Source organism: Streptomyces sp. NBC_00273 (assembly GCF_036178145.1).
GTDB lineage: Bacteria > Actinomycetota > Actinomycetes > Streptomycetales > Streptomycetaceae > Streptomyces.
In genome coordinates this window covers 1,786,162-1,807,870 of the sequence record NZ_CP108067.1, presented here as the reverse complement: position 1 = coordinate 1,807,870, position 21,709 = coordinate 1,786,162, and the positions used below count along the sequence as shown (strand labels likewise).

The following is a 21,709-nucleotide window of genomic DNA, read 5'->3' as shown; positions in this document are numbered from 1 at the left end:
AAGCTGATGGTGCTAGTGTCATTAGCACCATGCTGTTGAGATTGCACATCGCGGACAACCGCCCCCTGCACGAGCAGGTAGCGGGCGCGATCAGACGTGCCATCGCTGAGGGCGAGTGCGGTCCGGGCGACCGGCTGCCCTCCGCGCGAGACCTTTCCCAGGTGCTGGGGGTCAACGTCAACACGGTCCTCCGTGGCCTTCGCGCGCTGCGCGACGAGGGGCTGCTGGAGTTCCGGCGAGGGCGCGGTGTGACCGTGGCCGAGGGGGCGGACCAGCGGTCCGTGCTGCTCGACCGCGTGCGCGAACTGGTTGGCGATGCGGCTCATCTGGGCTACAGCAAGGCCGATCTCATAGAAATGATCAGGGGGCTGAGATGACGGAGGGGACGGAGCGCAAGCGCGGGGTGCGGTGGGGTGTTGCGGTCTGGGCCGCAGTGATCACGGCCGTTCTCATCGCACTTCCGTGGGCCGCGAGCGGCCGGCTGCCGGAGCGGCTGGCGACTCACTGGGGTGCCGGCTCCGGCGGACCGGACGGCTCGATGCCCCTGTGGGCAGCGGCGTTCTTCCCGGCCTTGATCTGGGCGGTCCTCGTACTGCTGATCGTCGTGCTCGGGCGGTGGCGCGGGGGAGCGACCGCCGGGCTGTTGTCCGGCGGCGTGCTCCTCGTCGGCGCGCAGGTATCCATCGTCAGGGCGAACCTGGATCACACGGACTGGCGGCAGGCCGATTCCGTGAGCGCGTGGGTCGTGGGGATGGTCGCGGCGGCAGCCGTGGCCGGGCTGGTCGAGTGGGTGGTGATCCGGCGGGGTCGGGCTGCGACGTCGCGCGTGGTCGTGAGCGGTCCGAGCATGGAGATTCCGGCCGGCGAGAGGTTCGTGTGGCTCTCCCGTACGACGAATCCGTGGCTCCACTGGATCGGGGCCCTGGCCGGGCTGGTCGCGCTGGCCGCCGTGCTGGCCGCGGTCAGCGGACTGGTGGACGTGCCGTGGTCGGTCGTCGCACCGTTCGCCGTGGTCTCCATGGCGGTTCTCGGTTGCGCTTCCGTGCAGGCGCGTGTCACCGAGAAGGGCTTGAGCGTGGCCTTCGGTCCGCTCGGCTGGCCGGTGCGGCGCTGGTCCGCCCAGGACATCGAATCGGCACGTGCCGAAAGCCGTACCCCCGGCCAGGTGGGGGGCTGGGGGTACCGGCTGAGTGGGTTGGGCACGACGGTCATGCTCCGCAGCGGCGAGTGCCTGGTGATCCACCCCCGGCGGGGGCACGAGTTCGCGGTGAGCGTGGACGACGCCGAACGCGGGGCCGCCCTGCTGAACGCCCTGAGCGCGCAGCGCACCCACTGAGCCGTCGGCGACGCCCGTCTCACACGCGGGCCGGGTTCGCCCGGGCCCTGCTCGCCAGGGCCCGGCCGGTGGCGTGGTGAAGGTATTCGCGGGTCAGCCGGAAGCCGGCCGTCCAGGCGAGGAGCCTGCTGGGCCGGTCGTCGCGCGAGCAGCACCAGCTCGCCGCGCGTCCGCGTGCCCGTACGTCGGCCGTCAGCCCGGCGACGCAGGCCAGTGCGGGGCTCCCGCGGCGGTGATCGGGCACGGTGACGACCCCGATGTCCTCGTAGGCGCTGCCGAGGAAGTAGGTGCAGGCGACGGAGAGGATCCGCCCCTTGGCGAAGGCGGCCCAGGCGTGACCGGAGGCGGCGAGCCCTGCGGGTCCACCCCAACTGGCGTGAATCCAGGCGTTCTCGGAATGCAGATCGGCCAGCGCCGGAACGTCCTCGGGCGTCAGCCGCCGCACGGTCACGCCGCGCGGCGTACGGGGGAGGGACACCGGAGCCTGGGGCTGGTGGACGTACAGCATCCGTTCCCGGGGGACGACGCGTTCGAAGGCGGCGCCGAGGGCGGGCCAGAACCGTGCCGGCGCCTCGACGTACCGGTTCGCGAACCGGGCCAGGGCGTCCGGAGCGAGCGCGCTGGGGTCACCGCGCATCAGCACGTGGTCCGCGCAGGTGACGGCGAGGACGCGGGGCCGGTCGGGGTGGTCGGCCCACCAGCGGCCGGTGCCCGTGGTCAGTACGTGCTCGGCGAGTGCCCCGAGACCGGGCGAGCCGCTGGGGAACCAGCGGATCAGAACGGGCAGTTGCTGCGGTGCGATGTCGATCATCAACTCTCCCCAGTGGTGCGTGGGCCGTTGCACAGGGGAGCGGCGTGCTCCCGGACGGGTCCGCAGGTGAGGCCCGGTGCCGGCCCCGGCGTGGCGGGGCGGGGCCGGCACCGGGTGGAAGCGGCCGCCCGCTTACGGGCGGGGGCGGGCGGCCGCGGATCGGGAACGCTGCCTCAGCGCACCGGCGGGTGAGCAGCGCGCGGGGCCGGGCGCACCGTATGCGGTGGCCGGTCGTCGTGGCGCGGGCCGCTGTTCACCCCCGTCATCCAACTGCCTTGCGGGACGGGGCTCAAGACGGTCGGACGGTCCTTGACGCAGCTCTGATACCGGCACGACCCGGACGGGTGCTGCCGGTATCGGAGCAGGGCGTGCTCACGCCACAGGGCCTTCAGGCGGTGTGGCCGACGAGCAGGTCGGCGAGCTTGGTGAGGCGCTTGACGGTGCGGTCCTCGGTAGCGGCGGCGGCCGGGGCGACGCGGTCGGAGCGGTCGTAGTAGGCGCCGTTGACGATCTCCGTGGCCGGGTCGCAGAGCCTCACGACGTGCTGGGCGCCCTCGGCAGCGGGGGCGCCCTCGTGGCCGTACACCGGCAGGAGACCGGTCTCGCACACACCGGGGTCGACGGAGACGGCGGTGACGCGCGGGTCGGCGGCGAAGACGGTCAGCGCGAGCTGGGACTGGGCGTAGGCGGCGAGGCGGGAGTAGCGCCGCACGCGCTGCGGGTCGTTCCACTGGATGGCGCCGGAGCGGTGGAGCGCGGAGGAGACGTTGACGACGCGCCCGCCCGGGTCGCTGGTCAGGGCGGGCTCCAAGAGGTTGGTGAGGAGGTAGTGGGCCAGGAAGTTGACCTGGAACGAGATCTCGTTGCCGTCGGCGGTGAGCGTGTGGCGCTCCGGGGCCGCGATGGCCGCGTTGTTGACCAGTGTGTCCAGGCGCGGGTGCTCCCGTACGACGGCGTGGGCGAGGTCCTCCACCTCCTCCAGGCGCACGAAGTCGGCGGCGAGCGGCCGCAGACGGGCGCCGTCCGCACCGGCGGTGGCAACGAGCCGGTCGGCGGCGGCCCGGGCCTCCTCGGGCGTGCGGCCGTGGAGGAGGACGGTGGCGCCCCGCTCGGCGAGCTGGCGGGCGGTCTCGTAGCCGATGCCGGAGGTGGCGCCGGTGACGAGGACGGTACGTCCGGACAGGGATGCAGACATGTCGAACTCCCGGAAGAAGGCATGGCCGACGTGCCCGGCGCCCCAGCGCGGGGCGGGGCGTGGGCTCAGGTCATGCGGCGAAGGTGAGGATGCGTACGAAGCCTTGATCAGCGCCGTCCGGGGACGGGCGGCAGGTACGCGGAGGACGCGCGGCCGAGGTCAGAAGGCCGGGCGGACGGCGGGCGCCGTCGGCTGCACCTGATGCGGTGGCCGATCGTCGTGGCGCGGGCCGCTGTTCATGGTGCAATCCCATCGCATCGGGGACACGGGGGCAAGCGCCGGCCGGCTCCTTGACGGCCTCCTGATGCCCGTCCATCAGGACCGCGTCAAAGATCGACTTCCGTGCGGAAGGAACCCGTCAAGGAATGCTCCCAGGGCCGTCGGCCCGGCGCAGACTGGTGTGGCGACGGAGCCGGACGACGGACCGGCGGCACGCGGCTGACGGGCGGTGACCTGAACACCGTCCGGAGCGGCACATGGCCCCACCGTGGGGGTACGGCCCTGTGCGACCGCGTGTCGGTCACCCGTCGCACAACACATGAGCCGTTCGGCTCTCCGGTGTGGGGACACCGGGGCCGGACGGCTCGCGTGCTTCCGTCGTCATCCCGCACCCAGGGCGCTCGTGCTGTCGGCGCGGCCGCGCCGGTCGCTTCGACGTCAGGTGACCGCAGACGTCGGGAGCTCCGGCGATACCGTAGGGCCGTCCCCCGCTATGGGGAGGGTGATGACCATGGTGAGGCCGCCGCCGGGCGTGTCCTCGGCGGTGAGGGTGCCTCCGATGGCCTCGGTGAAGCCGCGGGCGACGGCGAGGCCGAGGCCGACGCCGGCACCGCGCGGAGCGTCGCCGTGGCGCTGGAAGGGTTCGAAGATGCGGTTCTTGGCCTCGTCCGGAACCCCGGGTCCGCGGTCGACGACGCGCAGCTCGACGCGGCTGGCGAGGGCGCTGGCGGAGACGTGGACGGGTTGGCCGGTGGGGCTGTACTTGACGGCGTTCTCGACGATGTTGGCGACGGCCCGCTCCAGCAGGCCGCGGTCGACGGCGACCATGGGCAGGGTCTCGGGGATGTCCAGGTCCACGCTCTCCTCCGGTACGCCGCCCAGCGCCATCGGGACGACCTCGTCGAGGTCGGTCTCCCGGATCAGGGGGACGACGGTGCCGGTGTTGAGGCGGGACATGTCCAGGAGGTTCCCGATCAAGGCGGCGAGGCGGTCGGCGCCGTCCTCGATGCCCTCCAGGAGATCGGCCCTGTCCTCCTCGGACCACTCGACGTCGTCGGAGCGCAGCGAGGTGACGGAGGCCTTGATGCCGGCGAGCGGGGTCCGCAGGTCGTGGCTGACCGCGGCGAGCAGGGCCGTACGGATGCGGTTGGCCTCGGCGAGTTCACGGGACTTCTCCGCCTCGTCGACGAGGCGCTGACGGTCGAGTACGACGGCTGCCTGGGCCGCGAAGGCGCCGAGCACGCGCCGGTCTTCGGCGGGCAGGACCCGGCCGGTCAGGGCGAGGGCCATGGTGTCGCCGATGGGCAGGTCCACGTCCGCGTCCTCGGGGCGGACGACCGTGCCGGTGCCGACGGCTGCCGCCGTCGTCCATGGATCGACCTCGCTCGTGCGCTCCAGGAGTACGACGGACTGCATGGCGAAGGTTTCGCGGAGCCGTTCCAGGAGGGCGTCGAGGGAGTCCTCACCGCGCAGGACGCTGCCGGCGAGGAAGGAGAGGATCTCGGATTCGGCGCGCAGCCGGGCCGCCTGGTGGGTGCGCCGGGCGGCCAGGTCGACCACGGAGGCCACGGACACGGCCACGCCGACGAAGATCGCGATGGCGACGATGTTCTTGGGGTCGGCGATGGTGAGCTTGTGGACCGGCGGGGTGAAGTAGTAGTTCAGGAGCAGGGACCCGAAGGCTGCCGAGGCGAGCGCGGGGAGCAGCCCGCCGAGGAGTGCCGCCGCCACCGTGAAGGTGAGGAAGAGCAGCATGTCGTTCGCGAGCCCGAGCTCGGGGACGAGTTGGCTGAGCAGCACGGTGAGCAGGGCGGGGCCGGCGATGCCGGTGACCCAGCCCCAGATGATGCGAGAACGGCCGAGCCGCGCGCCACGGGCCACGGGCAGACCGCGCCCCTTGGCGGCCTCGTCGTGCGTGACGATGTGGACGTCGAGATCGGGCCCGGATTCGCGGGCGACGGTGGCGCTGACGCCGGGGCTGAAGACGGACTGCCAGGAGCGCCGCCGGCTGACGCCCAGCACGATCTGCGTGGCGTTGCAGCCGCGGGCGAACTCCAGCAGCGCGTCGGGGACGTCGTCGCCTATGACGTGGTGGAAGGTGCCGCCGAGGCCCTCGACCAGGGTGCGCTGGACGGCCAGTTCCTTGGGCGAGGCGGAGGTGAGCCCGTCGCTGCGGGCGATGTAGACGGCCAGGACCTCGCCGCCCGCGCCCTTCTCGGCGAGCCGGGCCGCGCGGCGGATGAGCGTGCGCCCCTCGGGGCCGCCGGTCAGACCGACGACGATCCGCTCGCGCGCCTGCCAGGTGGAGCGGATGTTGTGCTCGCCGCGGTACTCCTGGAGGTACTCGTCCACCCGGTCGGCGACCCACAGCAGGGCCAGCTCGCGCAGCGCGGTCAGGTTTCCGGGCCGGAAGTAGTTCGAGAGGGCCGCGTCGACCTTGTCGGGCTTGTAGACGTTGCCGTGGGCCATGCGGCGGCGCAGGGCCTGCGGGGACATGTCGACGAGCTCGATCTGATCCGCCCGGCGCGCGACCTCGTCGGGTACGGTCTCGCGCTGCCGTACGCCGGTGATGGTCTCGACGACGTCGCCCAGCGATTCGAGGTGCTGGATGTTCACGGTGGAGATGACGTCGATGCCGGCCTGGAGGAGCTCTTCGACGTCTTGCCAGCGCTTGGCGTTGCGCGAGCCGGGAACGTTGGTGTGCGCGAGCTCGTCCACCAGCGCCACGGCGGGGCGCCGGGCGAGGATCGCGTCCACGTCCATCTCGGTGAACGTGGAGCCGCGGTATGCCAGCTCGCGCCGCTCGATGAGCTCGAGGCCGTGCAGCATCACCTCGGTGCGCGGACGGCTGTGGTGCTCGACGAAGCCGACGACGCAGTCGGTGCCCCGCTCGACCCGGCGGTGCGCCTCGGACAGCATGGCGTACGTCTTGCCGACGCCCGGTGCCGCACCGAGGTAGATGCGGAGCTTGCCGCGTCCCATGTTCAGACTTTCTGCTCAGTTGACGATCGGGCGGGTGATCAGGGTTCGAAGCGGTAGCCCATGCCCGGTTCGGTGATCAGGTACCGCGGGTGTGAGGGGTCCGCTTCCAGCTTGCGCCGGAGTTGAGCCATGTAGACGCGCAGGTAGTTGGTGTTCTCCGCGTAGGTCGGTCCCCAGACCTCCAGCAGCAGCCGACTTTGGGTGATCAGCCGTCCCGGGTGGGTGATGAGGATTTCCAGCAGGTGCCACTCGGTCGGGGTCAGCCGTACCGTGCGTTCGCCCCGGTGCACCTTCTTCGCGACCAGGTCGACGGTGAACTCGTCGGTCGTGACCACGGTGACCTTGTCGGCCCGGGAGTCAGCAGTCGGTTCCTGCCTGCGGGCGGCCGCCCGCAGCCGGGCCAGGAGCTCGTCCATGCTGAACGGTTTCGTCACGTAGTCGTCCGCGCCGGCATCCAGCGCTCGGATCTTGTCCTCCGAGGTGTGACGAGCGGAGAGGACCAGGATGGGGACCCGGCTCCAGCCGCGGACGCCCTTGATGACGTCGATGCCGTCCATGTCGGGCAGGCCGAGGTCCAGCACTATGACGTCCGGCTTGCGGGCGGCCGCGAGCCGCAGGGCCGAGCCGCCGTCGGAGGCCTCGTCGACGTCGAACTTGCGTGCCTGGAGATTGATCTTCAGCGCGCGGACGAGCTGAGGGTCGTCCTCCACCACCAGCACCCGGGTCATCGGTGTGCAGCCTTTCCTTCGTCGCGGGCACGGTGAGGAGCCGACAGGGCGCGAGCGTTCCGCGCCTGTCGGCTCCCGGTCCGTGCGATGTGGAACATCAGCTCTTGGTCAGTGCCTTGAGCGCGGTGTTCAGTTCGAGGACGTTGACGCGGGGTTCGCCCATGAAGCCGAGGGTGCGGCCCTCGGTGTGCTTCTCCACCAGCTTCTCCACCTGCTCGGCTTCGAGCCCGTTCTGCTCGGCGACGCGGTGGACCTGGATCTTCGCGTACTGGGGGGAGATGTTCGGGTCGAGGCCGGAGCCGGAGGAGGTGACGGCGTCGGCCGGGACGTCCTGCGGCTTCACCGCGTACGAGGCCGTCGTGTTGTCGGCGATGACCGCGGCCTTGGCGTCCTCGACCAGCTTGACCAGGTCCGGGTTGTCGGCGGCCTTGTTGGTGGCGCCGGAGAGGATCAGCGCGTACTGGGTGTTGACGCTGTTGGAGCCGAGGCCGCCCGAGGGGCGCGGCTGGAACCACTTGAGGTCCGGCTCGGCGGCTTCCTCCGGGTCGTCGGGGTTCTGCTTGGGCAGGTTGTAGGTCTGCCCGATGAGGGACGAGCCGACGACCCGGCCGCCCGCGTCCTTGATCTCGGAGCCGCCCGCCTTGTCGCCGAAGGCGACCTGGGCGATGCCGGTGACGGCCAGCGGGTACAGGACGCCGCAGACGATCGTCAGGACCAGCAGCGCGCGCAGACCGGCCCACAGCAGACGAGCGGTGTTTCCTACGGAGGTGTTCATGGCTCAGCCGATTCCGGGGATGAGGGAGATGAGCATGTCGATGATCTTGATTCCGATGAACGGGGCGATCAGACCGCCCACGCCGTACAGCCCCAGATTGCGGCGGAGCATCTTGTCGGCGCTGGTCGGCCTGTACTGCACGCCCTTCAGGGCGAGCGGTACGAGCGCGATGATGATCAACGCGTTGAAGATGACGGCGGATAGGATCGCCGACTCGGGGGAGGCCAGGCCCATGACGTTGAGCTTGTCGAGGCCCGGGTAGACCACGGCGAACATGGCCGGGATGATCGCGAAGTACTTCGCCACGTCGTTGGCGATGGAGAACGTGGTGAGGGCGCCGCGCGTGATCAGCAGCTGCTTGCCGATCTCGACGATCTCGATGAGTTTGGTGGGGTTGGAGTCCAGGTCCACCATGTTCCCGGCCTCCTTGGCGGCCGAGGTGCCCGTGTTCATGGCCACGCCGACGTCGGCCTGGGCCAGGGCCGGTGCGTCGTTCGTACCGTCACCGGTCATCGCGACGAGCTTGCCGCCGGCCTGTTCCCGCTTGATCAGGGCCATCTTGTCCTCGGGGGTGGCCTCGGCGAGGAAGTCGTCGACGCCCGCCTCCTCCGCGATCGCCTTGGCCGTCAGCGGGTTGTCACCGGTGATCATGATGGTCTTGATGCCCATGCGGCGCAGCTCGTCGAACCGCTCGCGCATGCCCTCCTTGACCACGTCCTTGAGGTGGATGACGCCCAGTACGCGGGCGCCCTTCTCATCCTCGACGGCGACCAGCAGCGGCGTACCGCCAGCTTCGGAGATGCGGTTGGCGAGGAGGTCGGCGTCGTCGGAGACCTGACCGCCCTGCTCCTCCACCCAGGTGATGACCGAACCGGCCGCGCCCTTGCGCGTCTTGCGGCCGTCCACGTCCACACCCGACATCCGGGTCTGGGCGGTGAAAGCGATCCAGTCGGCCTGGGCGAGCTCGCCCTGGTGGCGCTCGCGCAGCCCGTACTTCTCCTTCGCGAGGACCACGATCGAGCGGCCCTCGGGGGTCTCGTCCGCGAGCGACGACAGTTGGGCGGCGTCCGCCAGTTCGGCCTGCGTCGTGCCCTTGACGGGGACGAACTCCGAGGCCTGGCGGTTGCCGAGGGTGATGGTGCCCGTCTTGTCGAGCAGCAGCGTGGACACGTCGCCGGCGGCCTCGACGGCGCGGCCGGACATCGCGAGGACGTTGCGCTGCACGAGCCGGTCCATGCCGGCGATGCCGATCGCGGAGAGCAGGGCGCCGATGGTCGTCGGGATCAGGCAGACCAGCAGAGCCGTCAGTACGATCATCGACTGCTCGGCGCCCGCATAGATCGCAAACGGCTGCAGGGTGACCACGGCCAGCAAGAAGACGATCGTGAGGGACGCGAGCAGGATGTTGAGGGCGATCTCGTTGGGCGTCTTCTGCCGCGCCGCGCCTTCCACGAGCGCGATCATGCGGTCGATGAAGGTCTCGCCGGGCTTCGTCGTGATCTTCACGACGATCCGGTCCGAGAGCACCTTCGTACCGCCGGTCACCGCGGACCGGTCGCCGCCGGACTCACGGATGACCGGCGCGGACTCACCGGTGATGGCGGACTCGTCGACGGAGGCGACGCCCTCGACGACGTCACCGTCGCCGGGGATGGTGTCGCCGGCCTCGCAGACCACCAGGTCGCCGATCCTCAGGTCGGTGCCCGGCACCTGCTCCTCGCCCGTGCCGTCCTTGGTCAGGCGGCGGGCGACGGAGTCGGTCTTGGCCTTGCGCAGGGTGTCGGCCTGGGCCTTGCCGCGGCCCTCGGCCACGGCCTCGGCGAGGTTGGCGAAGATGGTGGTCAGCCACAGCCAGGCGGTGATGGCCCAGCCGAACCAGTTCGTCGGGTCCCCGACGGCCAGCACGGTCGTGACGACCGAGCCGACCAGGACGACGAACATGACCGGGGACTTGATCATGATGCGGGGGTCGAGCTTGCGCACGGCGTCCGGGAAGGACTTCAGCAGCTGTTTCGGATCGAAGAGGCCGCCGCCCACGCGTCCGGCGCCCGGCTTGTGTCCGGTGGGCACGTCCTGGTGCGGAGCCCTGGTGGGTGTGGCGGTGCTCATGATGCGAGCCCTTCGGCGAGCGGACCCAGCGCCAGGGCCGGGAAGTAGGTCAGACCGGTGATGATGAGGATCGTGCCGACGAGCAGGCCCGCGTAGAGCGGCTTGTCGGTACGGAGGGTGCCCGCGGTCTCGGGGACGGGCTTCTGCGCGGCGAGCGAGCCGGCGAGCGCGAGGACGAACACCATGGGCAGGAAGCGGCCGAGCAGCATGGCGATGCCGATGGTGCTGTTGAACCACTGGGTGTCGGCGTTCAGACCGGCGAACGCGGAGCCGTTGTTGTTGGCGCCCGAGGTGTAGGCGTAGAGGATCTCGGAGAAGCCGTGCGCGCCCGGGTTGGCCATCGAGTTGCCCGGGGTGGGCAGGGCCATCGCGGCCGCGGTGAAGCAGAGGACGAGCGCCGGGGTGATGAGGATGTAGCAGGCGGCGAGCTTGATCTCGCGGGTGCTGATCTTCTTGCCGAGGTACTCGGGGGTCCGGCCGACCATCAGGCCGGCGATGAACACCGCGATGATCGCCATGATCAGGATGCCGTAGAGGCCGGAGCCCACACCGCCGGGTGCGATCTCGCCGAGCTGCATCCCCAGCAGCTGGATGCCGCCGCCCAGACCGGTGTAGGAGGAGTGGAAGGAGTTGACCGCGCCGGTCGAGGTGAGCGTGGTGGCGACGGAGAAGATCGCGGAGGCTCCGATGCCGAAGCGGGTCTCCTTGCCCTCCACCGCCCCGCCCGCGGCCTGCAGCGCCGGGCCGTGGTGGGCGAACTCGGTCCACATCATCAGCGCGGTGAAGCCGACCCAGATGACGCCCATGGTGGCGAGGATCGCGTAGCCCTGGCGCAGGTTGCCGACCATCCGGCCGAAGGTGCGGGTCATCGCGAACGGGATGAGCAGGATCAGGAAGATCTCGAAGAGGTTCGAGAAGGGGGTCGGGTTCTCGAAGGGGTGGGCCGAGTTGGCGTTGAAGTAGCCGCCGCCGTTCGTGCCCAGCTCCTTGATGACCTCCTGGGAGGCGACCGCGCCGCCGTTCCACTGCTGCGTGCCGCCCATGAACTGGCCGACCTCGTGGATGCCGGCGAAGTTCTGGATGGCGCCGCAGGCGACCAGGACGATCGCGCCGATCACCGAGATCGGCAGCAGGATGCGTACGGTGCCGCGGACCAGGTCCGCCCAGAAGTTGCCGAGCTCTCCGGTGCGGGAGCGCGCGAAGCCCCGTACGAGGGCCACCGCGACGGTCATGCCCACGGCCGCGGAAACGAAGTTCTGCACCGCCAGGCCGCCGGTCTGCACGACGTGGCCCATGGCCTGCTCGCCGTAGTACGACTGCCAGTTCGTGTTCGCCACGAACGACGCGGCGGTGTTGAAGGCCTGGTCCGGGTCGATCGCGGCGAATCCAAGCGAGCCGGGCAGGATGCCCTGGGCGCGCTGGAGGGCGTAGAGGAAGAGGACGCTGACCGCGGAGAAGGCGAGGACGCCGCGCAGGTAGGCGGGCCAGCGCATCTCGGCCGACGGATTGGCGCCGATGGCCTTGTAGATCCACTTCTCCGGCTTGTAGTGCTTCTCGGAGGAGTAGACGCGGGCCATGTAGTCGCCCAGGGGGCGGTAGGCCAGCGCGAGCGCGGCCATCAGTGCGAGGAGCTGGAGCACACCAGCGAGAACGGGACTCATCGGTGGCTAGAACCTCTCCGGGTACACAAGGGCGAGGACGAGGTATCCGAGCAGGGAGACGGCCACGAGGAGACCGACGATGTCTTCGGCGTTCACAGCTTGGTCACCCCTCGGGCGATGAGAGCCACCAGCGCGAAGACCGCGACCGTGGTGACGACGAAGGCCAGATCGGCCATCGTGAGCTCCTGGATGAAGTGGGAAGAAATGAATCGGCCAGGTGGCCGATGACGAGATAACCGTGTCTTCATCCCGGCGTTAAGACGCTTTGACGGGGTCCATACGGGCGCACGGGGACTCTTAACGCCGCCCTGACGGAAAGCGCGGGAAAAGGCCCGGTCAAGCCTGGTGGGACAGCCCCGCCGGGTCCAGGGCCGAGCCCGCCCGCGCGGTAGGAAGCAGCCGCAGTGGTGTCCGCCGCCGACGCCCCGCACCTCGTACGACCTCCCCGCCCAGGCATCAAGGGCACGTGAAGACTGGAGCGGCGGCCGTATGAAGAGCGCCAAGAACACTGGCGATCCGGCCACGACATTCGGACGCTGTCCTCACTTTGTCCAACGGAGGAACAGCGAAAGATGTCCATAGACATGGGAAAGCCGAGCACGGCAGGACGGGCCCCGGGCGTGGAGGAACCTCCTGATACCGGCGTCGGGACGCCCGCGGCAGGGGACCGTCACCGGCTGACCGCCCTCCAGGGACTGGCAGCGCTCTCGCTGGACGCGATGGCGTCCGTGGCGTACGGGCCGGAGTCGATCGTGTTGGTGCTGGCGGCGGCCGGTGCCTACGGGATGGGCTTCACCCTCCCCGTCACCCTTGCGATCGCCGCGCTGCTGGCGGTGCTGGTGGCCTCGTACCGGCAGGTGATCGCCGCGTTCCCGGACGGCGGCGGCTCGTACGCCGTCGCCAAACGCCATCTGGGCAAGCGTACGAGTCTGGTCGCCGCCGCTTCGCTGATCCTGGACTACGTCCTGAACGTGGCCGTGTCCGTCACGGCCGGTGTGGCCGCCCTGACCTCGGCGTTCCCGGAGCTGTACGGGGAGCGGGTGTGGATCTGCCTGGGCATCCTGGTCCTGGTCACTGCGGTGAACCTGCGCGGGGTCGTGGAGTCCGCCAAGGCCTTCCTCGTCCCCACCGCCGTGTTCGTCGGATCGATCCTCGCGATGGTCGTCGTGGGACTCTTCCGCGAGGGTCCCGTCAGCACCGCGTCCGCCACCGGGCACGCCTCCGCCCTCGGTGAGGGCGCGACCGCCGTCGGTGCGCTCCTGCTGCTGAAGGCCTTCGCCGCCGGCTGCTCGGCGCTGACGGGCGTCGAGGCCGTCGCCAACGCCGTGCCGTCCTTCCGGGCCCCGGCCGCCCGCCGCGCCCAGCGCACCGAGGTCGCCCTCGGCGCGCTCCTGGGCGTGATGTTGATCGGCCTGTCGATCCTCATCGGCCGCTTCCACCTCCAGCCCGTCGAGGGCGTGACCGTCCTCGCCCAACTCGCCGACGCCTCCTTCGGACACAACGCGGCCTTCTACGTGGTCCAGTTCGCCACCATGGTGCTGCTGGCGCTCGCCGCGAACACCTCCTTCGGCGGTCTGCCCGTCCTGATGAGCCTGCTGGCCCGCGACAACCACCTGCCGCACCTCTTCGCCCTCAAGGCCGACCGGCAGGTCCACCGCCACGGCGTGCTGGCGCTGGCCGCCGTCTCCGCGGCCCTGCTCGTCTTCTCCGGCGGCGACACCAACACCCTCGTCCCGCTCTTCGCGATCGGCGTCTTCGTCGGCTTCACCATCTGCCAGGTCGGCATGGTCCGGCACTGGTACGGGGAACGGCCGCGCGGCTGGCAGGCCAAGGCGGCGCTGGGCGGCTTCGGCGCCCTGCTGACCGGGGTCTCGGCCGTCGTCGTCACCGCCACGAAGTTCACCGAAGGGGCTTGGCTGATCGTCCTCGCACTGCCGTTGCTCGTCCTCGGCTTCGAGAAGGTCCACCGCGCGTACACCGAGATCGGTGAACGTCTGGAGCTCGGCCGGATCCCGCAGCCCCCGCAGCGCTCCCGCTCCGTGGTCGTGGTCCCCGTCTCCGGTCTGTCCCGTCTGACCTGCCAGGCCCTCACCGCCGCTCGCTCACTCGGTGATGAAGTCCTCGCCGTGAACGTCATCCACCCGGCCCCGGAAGACCGTCAGACCACTGATGCCCTCAGGCGGGACTGGGAGTTGTGGAAGCCCGGTGTCGAACTGATCGAGGTCTCCTCGGAAAGCCGTTCGCTCGGCCGCCCCGTGTCGACGTACGTGCGGAAGCTGGCGCAGACCCACCCGGACGCCCAGGTGACCGTCCTGATCCCGGAGACCGAACCGGCCCACCTCTGGCAGCGGCTGCTCCAGAACCAGCGCGGCTCCGTGGTCGCCCACGCCGTCCGCCGCGACACCGACGCCGTGATCTGCCGGCTGCGCTTCCGCATCACGGCCGACGCACGCTGAAGCGTGTCCATGCAGTGTGTTGACGCACCTCTGACGGCGGCTTGACGCGTCTCGTCCACCGCCGTCAATACGGTGCCAATTCCTGCGCCCACGTGCGTGCTCCTTGCAGAACGGGCGGTAATTTCCTGCCTGTTGCGCTGCCGGGGACCCCGAACACTCACATGACGGCCGAGGGGGTCCATGGAGACGGTCCCCGGCGGCGACGTCCTCTCCCGCAGCCCGGCCACGAGCCGCCGGGCTGCCACACCTCAACACCCATCCAGAAGGTCGCTTCATGCCTCCCGCCGCCGCGCAGCACGTTCCTCCGGGTCTCGGGACACCTCCGCGGACTCCGACCGACCGACCGTCCCGGAAACGCTCCGGCCAGGTGAAGGTCGTGGATCCCGAGCTCCTCGCCGCCTCTGCACGGGAGGCCGTCGGCAAGCTCCATCCGCGCGAACTGGTCAAGAAACCGGTGCTGTTCGTCGTAGCCGTCGGGTCCGTCCTGACCACGCTCTCGGCGCTCATCCACCCGTCCGTCTTCACCTGGGTGATCAGCGTCTGGCTCTGGCTGACGGTCCTGTTCGCCAACCTCGCCGAGGCCGTCGCCGAGGGCCGGGGCCGGGCTCAGGCGGAGTCGCTGCGCAAGGCGCGTACCGACACCGTCGCGGTCCGGCTGAACCACTGGACGTACGGGGCCAACCTGAACCACGCGGAGACCGAGGTGGTCACGCCGGCCGAGCTCCAGCCCTTCGACTTCGTGCTCGTCGAAGCCGGCGAGCCGGTCCCGGCCGACGGTGACGTGGTCGACGGGGCCGCGATGGTGGACGAGTCGGCCGTCACCGGCGAATCGGCCCCCGTCCTACGGGAATCGGGCGGCGACCGGTCCGGCGTCACCGGCGGCACGACCGTGCTGTCCGACTCGATCGTCGTACGGGTCACCTCGCGTCCGGGCAACAGCTTCATCGACCGGATGATCGCCCTGGTCGAGGGCGCCACCCGGCAGAAGACCCCGAACGAGATCGCGCTGAACATCCTGCTGGCCGCACTCACGGTCATCTTCGTCCTGGTGGTCGTCGCCATCCAGCCGATGGCCGCCCACGCGCACGCCGCACAGTCCACGACCGTCCTGGTCGCCCTCCTGGTCACCCTCATCCCCACCACGATCGGCGCTCTCCTGTCGGCGATCGGCATCGCGGGCATGGACCGGCTCGTCCAGCGGAACGTCATCGCGATGAGCGGACGCGCCGTGGAGGCGGCCGGAGACGTGAACACCCTCCTCCTCGACAAGACCGGCACCATCACGCGCGGGAACCGGGAGGCGGCAGCGTTCATCCCGCTGCCCGGCGTCGACCACATCAAGCTGGCGGACGCCGCCCAGCTGTCCTCGCTCGCCGACGAGACGCCCGAGGGCAGGTCCGTCGTCGCCCTCGCCCAGCAGTACGGGCTCCGGCCGGCCGCCCCGGAGGACCTCAGCAATCCGCGGTTCACCGAGTTCAGCGCCCGCACCCGGATGAGCGGTGTGAACCTGAGCTGGGACAACGGCGCGGGTTGCGCCATCCGCAAGGGCGCGGTGACGCAGGTCTGCGACTGGGTGGCGGCGCGCGGTGGGACCGCACCGCCGCAAGCGGTGCAGTGGTCGGCCACGGTGTCGCAGTCCGGGGGCACGCCCCTGCTGGTGGCGGTCCACGACTGGGACGGCCCGAGGGTGCTCGGGATCATCCATCTCAAGGACGTGGTCAAGGAGGGGATCCGGGAGCGGTTCGAGGAACTGCGGCAGATGGGGATCCGTACGGTCATGGTGACCGGCGACAACGAGCTGACGGCCCGCGCCATCGCCGTCGAGGCGGGCGTCGACGAGTACCTCGCCGAGGCCACTCCCGAGGACAAGATGGCCCTGATCAAGCGGGAGCAGGCCGGCGGCAAGCTCGTCGCGATGACCGGTGACGGTACGAACGACGCACCGGCCCTGGCCCAGGCCGACGTCGGCGTGGCCATGAACACGGGCACCTCGGCCGCCAAGGAGGCCGGGAACATGGTGGACCTGGACTCCAACCCCACCAAACTCATCGAGATCGTCGAGATCGGCAAGCAGCTGCTGATCACACGCGGCGCCCTCACCACGTTCTCGATCACGAATGACGTGGCGAAGTACTTCGCGATCATCCCGGCCATGTTCACCGCGGCCTACCCGGGCCTCGAAGCCCTCAACATCATGGGCCTGAGCAGCCCGACCTCCGCCATCACCTCGGCGATCATCTTCAATGCGCTGATCATCGTCGCCCTCATCCCGCTCGCCCTGCGCGGCGTCCGCTACAAGCCCGCCTCCGCACACGACCTGCTGCGCCGAAACCTCGGCGTCTACGGCCTCGGCGGCCTGATCCTGCCCTTCGTCGGCATCAAACTCATCGATCTCGTGGTGTCCACCGTCCCCGGCCTCGGCTGACATCGGTCAAGGGCCCGACCGGCCACGGATGGCCCCGTTCGCGTTAAGGACACGTCAGGGTTTGCTCGCTCGCCTGCACAAAGGATCAATTTGCATACGCTTGCTCAGCTGTCGATGTCGACGGCTGATTCTTTGCGTACGACAGGAGCACCCACGATGGCCACCCCTGCCCGCACGTCACGCCTGCGCGCGTGGATGCTGGAAGGCTTGACCGCCGAGAACAGTTCGCCCGCAGCCAAGGAGGCGGCCGCCCAGCCGCACGGTCGGCCCTGGTGGCGGGTCATGTGCCTGACGGGTCTCGACTACTTCTCCACCCTCGGCTACCAGCCCGGCATCGCGTTCCTCGCGGCCGGACTGCTCTCGCCGCTGGCGACCATCGTGCTCGTGCTGCTCACCCTCTTCGGCGCGCTGCCCGTGTACCGGCGCGTCGCGGAGGAGAGCCCGCACGGCGAGGGCTCGATCGCGATGCTGGAGCGTCTGCTGACCTTCTGGAAGGGGAAGCTGTTCGTCCTGACCCTGCTCGGGTTCGCGGCGACCGACTTCCTCATCACGATCACCCTCTCCGCGGCGGACGCGACCGCGCACATGGTCGAGAACCCGCACCTCACCAGCACCCTGCACGGCCACGAAGTACTGATCACCCTGATCCTGATCGCCCTGTTGGGCGGGGTGTTCCTGAAGGGGTTCAGCGAGGCCATCGGCGTCGCCGTGGTCCTGGTGGCCACCTATCTCAGCCTGAACGTCGTCGTCGTGGCGGTCGGGCTGTGGAACGTGTTCACGCAGCCGCAGGTCATCACCGACTGGACGACCGCACTGACCGCCGAGCACGGAAATCCGTTCATGATGATCGCCATCGCGCTCGTCGTGTTCCCGAAGCTCGCACTGGGCCTGTCAGGGTTCGAGACGGGCGTGGCGGTCATGCCGCACGTGAAGGGCGACCCGGACGACACCGATGCGAAGCCCGCGGGCCGGATCCGCGGTGCGAAGAAGCTGCTGACCACAGCGGCCGTGATCATGAGCATCTTCCTGATCTGCTCCAGCCTGATCACGACCCTGCTGATCCCGGCCGCCCAGTTCGAGCCGGGCGGCGAGGCCAACGGCCGAGCGCTGGCCTACCTGGCGCACGAGTACCTCGGTTCCGCCTTCGGCACGGTCTACGACGTCTCCACGATCCTGATCCTGTGGTTCGCGGGCGCCTCCGCCATGGCGGGCCTGCTGAACCTGATGCCGCGCTACCTGCCCCGGTACGGCATGGCCCCGCACTGGGCCCGCGCCCTGCGACCGATGGTCATCGTGTTCACCCTCGTCGCGTTCCTCGTCACCTGGATCTTCAACGCCGACGTCGACGCCCAGGGCGGCGCGTACGCCACCGGTGTCCTCGTGCTGATCACCTCGGCCGCGGTCGCCGTGACCATCGCCGCCCGGCGGGCGGGGGAGCGCGGCTGGACCATCGGCTTCGGCATCATTTCCGCCGTCTTCATCTACACGACCGCCATCAACATCGTGGAACGCCCCGACGGCGTGAAGATCGGCGCCTGTTTCATCGCCGGCATCATGGCCCTCTCCCTTCTATCCCGCCTCGCCCGCGTCTTCGAGCTGCGCGTCACGCACGTGGAGCTCGACGACATGGCCCAGCGGTTCATCCGCGACACCGCCAACCGCACGATCCGTTTCATCGCGAACGAGCCCGACAACCGGGACCGCGAGGAGTACCGGCAGAAGAAGGAACAGATCCGCGCGGACAACGACATCCCCGCCGGGGACGACGTGATGTTCGTCGAGGTCACGGTCCTGGACGCGTCCGAGTTCGAATCGGGCATGCGCGTACGCGGCGAAGTGCTGCACGACCGCTACCGCGTCCTGACCCTGGAGAGCTCCAGCATCCCCAACGCGCTGGCCGCGCTCCTGCTCCACGTACGCGACGAGACCGGCCAGCGCCCGCACATCTACTTCGAGTGGACCGAGGGCAACCCCATGGCCAACTTCTTCCGCTTCTTCCTCTTCGGCCAGGGCGAGGTCGCCCCCGTCACCCGCGAGGTCATCCGGGAAGCCGAACCGGACCGCACCCGCCGCCCCCACATCCACGCGGGCTGACTGACCCATTCGCATCAAGATGCCGACAGGAATCCCGCTGGACCCTCGCCACGGCGATGGTCCAGCGGGATCCTCACTACCGTGACCACTCGTTCGCGCCCCGACCGCGGCATCCGCCGGACCGTACTCGCCCTCGGGGCGGCCGGACTGACCGTCATCGCCGCCGGCGCCGCCCTCGACGCCCTGTGGCTGCTCGGCATCGGGGTCTGGGGCGTCATCGCCGCGATGGTGATCGAGCTCGTCTACCGGCCGTAGACCGGCGCTCCACGGCGTGCTCCGCCGGATCGACGAGGCCGGCCCCACCTGCCATCGACGTGGCCTGCCCTACCTGCCGATGTCCCGGCTGCGGAAGTCCTCCAGCGTCTCGCGCCGGACCAGGATCCGGGCCGCGCCCTCGTGGACCGCGATGACCGCGGGCCGGCCGACGAGGTTGTAGCCGGAGGCCATGGACAGCTGGTAGGCGCCGGCCACCGGTACGGCGAGCAGGTCGCCGGGGTGGACGTCGCCGGGCAGATCCACGTCGGCTGCGAGGACGTCACCGGCTTCGCAGTGCCGTCCGACGACCGTGGCCGTACGGGCTCCGGCCGTCGAGCGGCGGCCGATCAGGCGGGGCGCGTAGCGCACCCCGTACAGGGCGGGGCGGGGGTTGTCGCTCATGCCGCCGTCGACGGCGACGAACACCTTCTCCCCGGTGTGCTTGACGGCGAGCACCCGGTACAAGGCCACTGCGGCGGGCCCGACGACGGCTCGTCCGGGCTCGATGAGGAGGCGGGGGACGATCAGCCGGGCGGCGGCGCATCCTTCGATCAGCTCGGCGCGCAGCCGTCGCGCCAGCGCGGTGAGGTCGAGGGCGGGTTCTCCGGGCCGGTAGGCGATGCCGTGGCCGCCACCCATGTCCAGTTCGGGCAGGACGACGCCGTGCGTGTCGCGGATGCGGGCCATCAACCCGACCATGCGGCGCAGGGCCACCAGGTACGGCTTCACTTCGGTGACCTGGGAGCCGATGTGGCAGTGCAGGCCGGTCAGCTCGAGCTGCGGCTGGCTCAGGATCCGGGCGATGGCGTGCTGCGCGCCCCCGTCGGTGAGGGACAGGCCGAACTTCTGGTCGTCCGTACCGGTGCGGATCTTGTCGTGGCCGCCGGCCGAGACGCCCGGCACCACCCGCACCATGACCTTCTGGTGCCCCTCGGGGCCGACGGCGGCCGCGATCCGGGCGATTTCGGACGGACCGTCGATGACGATGCGCCCCACGCCGAGCCGCAGCGCCGCCGCCAGGTCGCGGGGCGACTTTGCGTTGCCGTGCAGCACGATCCGCTCCGGTGGGAAGCCCGCGGTGACGGCGAGCTCCAGCTCCCCGGCGGAGCAGACGTCCAGGCCCAGCCCTTCCTCCTCCACCCAGCGCACCATCGCGCGGCAGAGGAAGGCCTTCGCGGCGTAGTGGACGTCGGCGTCGGGGAAGGCGTTCTGATACGTCCGGCAGCGCCCGCGCACATCGCCCTCGTCCAGGACGTAGACCGGGGTCTCGAACCGCTCGGCGACCTCGGCGAGCGACACCCCGCCGACGGCCAGGTCGCCCTGCGGGAGCCGCTGCGTGGACGCGGGCCATATGGACAGGTCGTCGGCGCCGGTGGCGACCTCGGAGAGTACGGCAGTGGTCATCGGGACTTCCCCTCTCAGAGAGCGCGGACCGCGACGTCAGCCGTTCGAGCCGGCACCGGGGTGACGGCGGGAGCGGTGAAGGTCGGGTCGATCGTCAGCGGGCACGCGCCGAGCGGCGAAGCCAACGCGCGGAGCGCGGACTCGGACAGCCGGATCCAGGGCTGCTCCGCGCCGAGCGTCGCGGCCAGCAGGTCGGGGCGGGTGAATCCGACGGCGGTACGGTCGCCCAGCGGGGTGCGGAACATCCGGAGCACCACCTCCGCGATCCCCGGCCGGACGGGCACGTAGAGGGGTCCGGCCGGGACGCGTTCTTCGGGCTCGGGGTCGTTCTCGTACTGGAACAAACACATGGGGCCCTCCCAGAGGAACCACGAGTGGCAGTGGAGGCCCCGGGTGCGGGGAGGCAGTCCGGGGCGCGACATCGAAGCTATCCCCGGGGTCCCACACCTTCCGCCCTCCCATGACGGGACCTTGACGACGACCCGCCAAGTCCATACGGATCGCTGACGGCCGGCGTCGGTCGGCGTCGGTCGGCGTCAGGAACCCGTCACGGTCATGGACCCCGGCGTGAGAGAGCCGTCAACAGCCGCACCGAATCCCCGGCGGAGCGCTTTCATGTGAATCAGCGAACGAGGACGAGGGGACGGAAGCTGTGCGAAGAGTCGTGGTCGGTGTCACGGGCCGCCCGGGGAGTCTGACCGCCTTGCACAGGGCGGCAGCAGAAGCCCGACTGCGCGATGCGGAACTGAGGGTCGTCCTGGCCTGGCAGTCACCGGGCGGCGAACTCGGGAGCCGGGGCGGCCTCGGGCCCTCCGCCCTGGCCCCATGCCGTGCTGCGGCCGTCGAAAGACTCCGCGAGGTCCTCGACACCGCCTTCGGTCCTGCGGGACCCGGGATCCCCCTCGCGGGCCTCACCGTACGGGGAACCCCGGGCGCCGTCCTCGTGGACACCGCCCACGACCCGGACGGCCTCCTCGTGGTCGGCACGGGGTCCCGCACTGCGCTGCGCCGCCTCGTCCGACCCTCGGTGGCCCGCTACTGCCTCGCGCACGCCACCTGCCCCGTGCTGGCCGTTCCGCCGTCCCCGCTCCAGGCCGAGCTGGAATCCGTGCACCGTCGCAATGCCTGGCGGATTCCGCTGGACCCGCGCGAGCTGGCCCCCTGAGGAGCGGCAGGCGGCGCGCCCCGCTGTCAGCGTGAGATCAGCGGTCCGTCAGCGGGCCCGGGCATCGTCGTGGTCATCGAGAACGTCATCGAGA

17 protein-coding genes are annotated in these 21,709 nt (G+C 70.3%); 7 read left to right on the top strand and 10 right to left on the bottom strand.

Going from position 1 to position 21,709, the window contains the following annotated elements; genetic code table 11:
* Window positions 1–29 precede the first annotated feature (29 nt).
* Together OG386_RS07750 and OG386_RS07745 are read left to right on the top strand one after the other, a co-directional pair.
* Window positions 30–377 carry a GntR family transcriptional regulator gene (locus tag OG386_RS07750; RefSeq protein WP_328787422.1) on the top strand — a complete coding sequence of 116 codons (348 nt, stop codon included), beginning with the start codon at window positions 30–32 and terminating at the stop codon, window positions 375–377.
* Window positions 374–1,336, top strand: coding sequence for a DUF1648 domain-containing protein (locus tag OG386_RS07745; RefSeq protein ID WP_328787421.1), 963 nt, complete (start codon window positions 374–376; stop codon window positions 1,334–1,336). Before OG386_RS07750 ends, OG386_RS07745 begins: the two co-directional genes overlap by 4 nt.
* Window positions 1,337–1,355: 19 nt before the next feature.
* Here OG386_RS07745 and OG386_RS07740 read toward each other — a convergent pair whose 3' ends face one another.
* From OG386_RS07740 to kdpF, 8 genes are all read right to left on the bottom strand, one after another.
* Window positions 1,356–2,147: a GNAT family N-acetyltransferase gene (locus tag OG386_RS07740; RefSeq protein ID WP_328787420.1), complete on the bottom strand. Its 792-nt coding sequence runs from the start codon at window positions 2,145–2,147 to the stop codon at window positions 1,356–1,358.
* 388 nt (window positions 2,148–2,535) lie between these two features.
* Complete coding sequence (locus OG386_RS07735; protein WP_328787419.1) at window positions 2,536–3,342, bottom strand: SDR family NAD(P)-dependent oxidoreductase; 807 nt, start codon at window positions 3,340–3,342, stop codon at window positions 2,536–2,538.
* A 657-nt stretch (window positions 3,343–3,999) separates the two neighbouring features.
* On the bottom strand, window positions 4,000–6,543 hold the full coding sequence (locus tag OG386_RS07730) for a sensor histidine kinase KdpD (RefSeq protein WP_328787418.1): 2,544 nt from the start codon (window positions 6,541–6,543) through the stop codon (window positions 4,000–4,002).
* A gap of 38 nt (window positions 6,544–6,581) precedes the next feature.
* A complete protein-coding gene (locus tag OG386_RS07725; RefSeq protein ID WP_328787417.1) occupies window positions 6,582–7,271 on the bottom strand; it encodes a response regulator in 690 nt (229 codons plus the stop codon).
* A 97-nt stretch (window positions 7,272–7,368) separates the two neighbouring features.
* Window positions 7,369–8,046 (bottom strand): potassium-transporting ATPase subunit C, encoded by a 678-nt coding sequence (locus OG386_RS07720; RefSeq protein WP_328787416.1) that lies wholly within the window; start codon window positions 8,044–8,046, stop codon window positions 7,369–7,371.
* A gap of 3 nt (window positions 8,047–8,049) precedes the next feature.
* Window positions 8,050–10,155, bottom strand: a complete 2,106-nt coding sequence (kdpB, locus tag OG386_RS07715) for a potassium-transporting ATPase subunit KdpB (protein WP_328787415.1) — start codon at window positions 10,153–10,155, stop codon at window positions 8,050–8,052.
* Entirely contained in the window at window positions 10,152–11,816 is a 1,665-nt protein-coding gene (gene kdpA / locus OG386_RS07710) for a potassium-transporting ATPase subunit KdpA (RefSeq protein ID WP_328787414.1), read from the bottom strand. The genes kdpB (OG386_RS07715) and kdpA overlap by 4 nt, the downstream gene beginning before the upstream one ends.
* Before the next feature lie 6 nt (window positions 11,817–11,822).
* Window positions 11,823–11,912 (bottom strand): K(+)-transporting ATPase subunit F, encoded by a 90-nt coding sequence (gene kdpF, locus OG386_RS07705; RefSeq protein WP_328787413.1) that lies wholly within the window; start codon window positions 11,910–11,912, stop codon window positions 11,823–11,825.
* A 476-nt stretch (window positions 11,913–12,388) separates the two neighbouring features.
* On the opposite strand from kdpF, the gene OG386_RS07700 reads away from it, so the two are divergent.
* The 4 genes from OG386_RS07700 (at window position 12,389) to OG386_RS07685 (ending at window position 19,046) form a co-directional block, all read left to right on the top strand.
* Window positions 12,389–14,272 (top strand): APC family permease, encoded by a 1,884-nt coding sequence (locus OG386_RS07700; RefSeq protein ID WP_328787412.1) that lies wholly within the window; start codon window positions 12,389–12,391, stop codon window positions 14,270–14,272.
* A gap of 274 nt (window positions 14,273–14,546) precedes the next feature.
* Window positions 14,547–16,697: a potassium-transporting ATPase subunit KdpB gene (gene kdpB / locus OG386_RS07695; protein ID WP_328787411.1), complete on the top strand. Its 2,151-nt coding sequence runs from the start codon at window positions 14,547–14,549 to the stop codon at window positions 16,695–16,697.
* A gap of 156 nt (window positions 16,698–16,853) precedes the next feature.
* Complete coding sequence (locus OG386_RS07690; RefSeq protein ID WP_328787410.1) at window positions 16,854–18,791, top strand: amino acid transporter; 1,938 nt, start codon at window positions 16,854–16,856, stop codon at window positions 18,789–18,791.
* Between the two features lie 81 nt (window positions 18,792–18,872).
* Complete coding sequence (locus OG386_RS07685) at window positions 18,873–19,046, top strand: hypothetical protein (protein ID WP_328787409.1); 174 nt, start codon at window positions 18,873–18,875, stop codon at window positions 19,044–19,046.
* Window positions 19,047–19,115: 69 nt separating this feature from the next.
* On the opposite strand, the gene lysA is transcribed toward OG386_RS07685, so the two are convergent.
* Both lysA and OG386_RS07675 read right to left on the bottom strand, forming a co-directional pair.
* The gene (gene lysA, locus OG386_RS07680; protein ID WP_328787408.1) at window positions 19,116–20,450 is read right to left on the bottom strand and encodes a diaminopimelate decarboxylase; all 1,335 of its coding nucleotides are present in this window, start codon (window positions 20,448–20,450) and stop codon (window positions 19,116–19,118) included.
* Between the two features lie 14 nt (window positions 20,451–20,464).
* The gene (locus tag OG386_RS07675) at window positions 20,465–20,800 is read right to left on the bottom strand and encodes an SAV_915 family protein (RefSeq protein WP_328787407.1); all 336 of its coding nucleotides are present in this window, start codon (window positions 20,798–20,800) and stop codon (window positions 20,465–20,467) included.
* A 302-nt stretch (window positions 20,801–21,102) separates the two neighbouring features.
* Between OG386_RS07675 and OG386_RS07670 the strand changes: the two genes are divergently transcribed.
* On the top strand, window positions 21,103–21,615 hold the full coding sequence (locus OG386_RS07670; protein WP_328787406.1) for a universal stress protein: 513 nt from the start codon (window positions 21,103–21,105) through the stop codon (window positions 21,613–21,615).
* Window positions 21,616–21,709 lie beyond the last annotated feature (94 nt).

Coding starts and splice junctions, on each gene's coding strand:
- OG386_RS07690 (WP_328787410.1), top strand. CDS start 16,854: ATGGCCACCCCTGCCCGCACGTCACGCCTGCGCGCGTGGATGCTGGAA.
- lysA (WP_328787408.1), bottom strand. CDS start 20,450: ATGACCACTGCCGTACTCTCCGAGGTCGCCACCGGCGCCGACGACCTG.
- kdpB (WP_328787415.1), bottom strand. CDS start 10,155: ATGAGCACCGCCACACCCACCAGGGCTCCGCACCAGGACGTGCCCACC.
- kdpB (WP_328787411.1), top strand. CDS start 14,547: ATGCCTCCCGCCGCCGCGCAGCACGTTCCTCCGGGTCTCGGGACACCT.
- OG386_RS07675 (WP_328787407.1), bottom strand. CDS start 20,800: ATGTGTTTGTTCCAGTACGAGAACGACCCCGAGCCCGAAGAACGCGTC.
- OG386_RS07735 (WP_328787419.1), bottom strand. CDS start 3,342: ATGTCTGCATCCCTGTCCGGACGTACCGTCCTCGTCACCGGCGCCACC.
- OG386_RS07700 (WP_328787412.1), top strand. CDS start 12,389: ATGTCCATAGACATGGGAAAGCCGAGCACGGCAGGACGGGCCCCGGGC.
- OG386_RS07720 (WP_328787416.1), bottom strand. CDS start 8,046: ATGAACACCTCCGTAGGAAACACCGCTCGTCTGCTGTGGGCCGGTCTG.
- OG386_RS07745 (WP_328787421.1), top strand. CDS start 374: ATGACGGAGGGGACGGAGCGCAAGCGCGGGGTGCGGTGGGGTGTTGCG.
- OG386_RS07725 (WP_328787417.1), bottom strand. CDS start 7,271: ATGACCCGGGTGCTGGTGGTGGAGGACGACCCTCAGCTCGTCCGCGCG.
- OG386_RS07730 (WP_328787418.1), bottom strand. CDS start 6,543: ATGGGACGCGGCAAGCTCCGCATCTACCTCGGTGCGGCACCGGGCGTC.
- OG386_RS07750 (WP_328787422.1), top strand. CDS start 30: ATGCTGTTGAGATTGCACATCGCGGACAACCGCCCCCTGCACGAGCAG.
- kdpA (WP_328787414.1), bottom strand. CDS start 11,816: ATGAGTCCCGTTCTCGCTGGTGTGCTCCAGCTCCTCGCACTGATGGCC.
- OG386_RS07740 (WP_328787420.1), bottom strand. CDS start 2,147: ATGATCGACATCGCACCGCAGCAACTGCCCGTTCTGATCCGCTGGTTC.